This window comes from Kitasatospora sp. NPDC091257 (assembly GCF_044757675.1).
Lineage (GTDB): Bacteria > Actinomycetota > Actinomycetes > Streptomycetales > Streptomycetaceae > Kitasatospora > Kitasatospora lactacystinica.
The window spans coordinates 1,693-3,700 of sequence record NZ_JBIVVI010000256.1 but is presented as its reverse complement, the minus strand read 5'-3'; the positions used below and the strand labels follow the sequence as shown (position 1 = coordinate 3,700).

Below are 2,008 nucleotides of genomic sequence, written 5' to 3'. Positions count from 1 at the left end.
TGCCCGAGAAGGCCTCGCTGGGCATCAGACCCAGTCCTCCTCTGTGGTGTCCGTGGCGCGTACGGTGTCGAACGCTTCGCCGGCCATGCCGGCGGTGAGGGTGGTGCCGTCCGCCGGGTCGATCAGGAGGAACGAGCCGGTGCGACGGTTGTCGGTGTAGGCGTCGAGCGCCAGCGGTTCGGCGGTGCGCAGGAGCACGTGGCCGATGTCGTTGACGTTCAACCCGTCGGCGCCGGAGCGCTGTTCGAGAGTGTCGATGTCGATGCGGTAGGAGATCGCCTTGACCAGCGCGCGCACCGTGCGGGTGGTGTGCTTGAGGAGGACCTTGTCGCCGGCGCGCAGCGGCCGTTCGTTGAGGTGGCTGACGGTGGCTTCGATGTCCTTGGTGGGCGTGGGGGCGGCTCCCGCGGCGATGAGGTCGCCGCGGGAGATGTCGAGGTCGTCGGCGAGGCGGACGGTCACCGACTGCGGCGTCCAGGCGATGTCCGTCGGGCGGCCGAGGGCGTCGATGGCGGCGACGGTGGTGGTGTGCCCGGAGGGCAGCACGGTGACCTCGTCGCCGACGCGTAGCACGCCGGAGGCGAGTTGGCCGGCGTAGCCGCGGTAGTCGGGGTGTTCGTCGGTCTGGGGGCGGATGACGTACTGGACGGGGAAGCGGGCGGGTTCGGCGCTCGGGTCGCTGCCGACGGGGACCGTCTCCAGGTGTTCGAGGAGGGTGGGGCCGCCGTACCAGTCCATGTGGGCGGAGGGTTCGACGACGTTGTCGCCGGCGAGGGCGGAGATGGGGACGGCGAGGACGTCGGTGACGCCGAGGGAGGCGGCGTAGGCGGTGAACTCGGCGGCGATCCGTGCGAAGACGGGTTCGGCGTAGTCGACGAGGTCCATCTTGTTGACGGCCAGGACGACGTGGGGGACGCGCAGGAGGGCGGCGACGGCGGCGTGGCGGCGGGTCTGTTCGACGACGCCGTTGCGGGCGTCGACGAGGACGACGGCGAGTTCGGCGGTGGAGGCGCCGGTGACCATGTTGCGGGTGTACTGCACGTGGCCGGGGGTGTCGGCGAGGATGAAGCGGCGTCGGGGGGTGGCGAAGTAGCGGTAGGCGACGTCGATGGTGATGCCCTGCTCGCGTTCGGCGCGCAGGCCGTCGGTGAGCAGGGCCAGGTCCGGCGCCTCCTTGCCGCGGCTGCGGGAGGCGTGCTCGACGGCCTCCAGCTGGTCGGCGAGGACGGACTTGGAGTCGTGCAGCAGCCGCCCGACCAGGGTGGACTTGCCGTCGTCGACGGAACCGGCGGTGGCGAAACGCAGCAGCGAGGTCGCGGCGGCGGTGTGCTGGGCGCTGGTGGCTTCCGGGGTGGTGGTGCTCATGTCTAGAAGTACCCTTCGCGCTTGCGGTCTTCCATCGCTGCCTCGGACATCTTGTCGTCGGCGCGGGTGGCGCCGCGCTCGGTGAGGCGGGAGGCGGCGATCTCGGCGATGACGGCCTCGATGGTGGTGGCGTCGGAGTCGACGGCGCCGGTGCAGGACATGTCGCCGACGGTGCGGTAGCGGACCAGGCGCCGCTCCACGGGCTCGTCCTCCCGGGGGCCGCCCCAGTCGCCGGCGGTCAGCCACATGCCGGAGCGGGCGAAGACGTCCCGCTCGTGGGCGTAGTAGATCTCCGGCAGCTCGATGCCCTCGCGCTCGATGTACTGCCAGACGTCGAGTTCGGTCCAGTTGGACAGCGGGAAGACGCGTACGTGTTCGCCCACGGCGTGGCGGCCGTTGTAGAGGGACCAGAGTTCGGGGCGCTGGCGGCGGGGGTCCCAGGCGCCGAACTCGTCGCGCAGGGAGAAGACGCGCTCCTTGGCGCGGGCCTTCTCCTCGTCGCGGCGGCCGCCGCCGAACACGGCGTCGAAGCGGCCCGTCTCGATCGCGTCGAGCAGCGGCACGGTCTGCAGGGGGTTGCGGGTGCCGTCGGGGCGCTCGCGCAGGCGGCCGTCGTCGATGAAGTCCTGGACGTGGGCGACGT

General features: G+C 71.6%; 2 protein-coding genes. Both read right to left on the bottom strand.

Translation table 11 applies throughout. The features are described 5' to 3' along the window. Window positions 1-24 precede the first annotated feature (24 nt). Complete coding sequence (locus ACIQOV_RS14680) at window positions 25-1,365, bottom strand: sulfate adenylyltransferase subunit 1 (RefSeq protein WP_401048590.1); 1,341 nt, start codon at window positions 1,363-1,365, stop codon at window positions 25-27. A gap of 2 nt (window positions 1,366-1,367) precedes the next feature. Next, a partial coding sequence (gene cysD / locus ACIQOV_RS14675) for a sulfate adenylyltransferase subunit CysD (RefSeq protein ID WP_401048589.1) occupies window positions 1,368-2,008 on the bottom strand: 641 nt, incomplete at its 5' end.

Excerpts from the sequence above, each read along its gene's own strand:
- ACIQOV_RS14680 (WP_401048590.1), bottom strand. The coding sequence starts at position 1,365 with ATGAGCACCACCACCCCGGAAGCCACCAGCGCCCAGCACACCGCCGCC.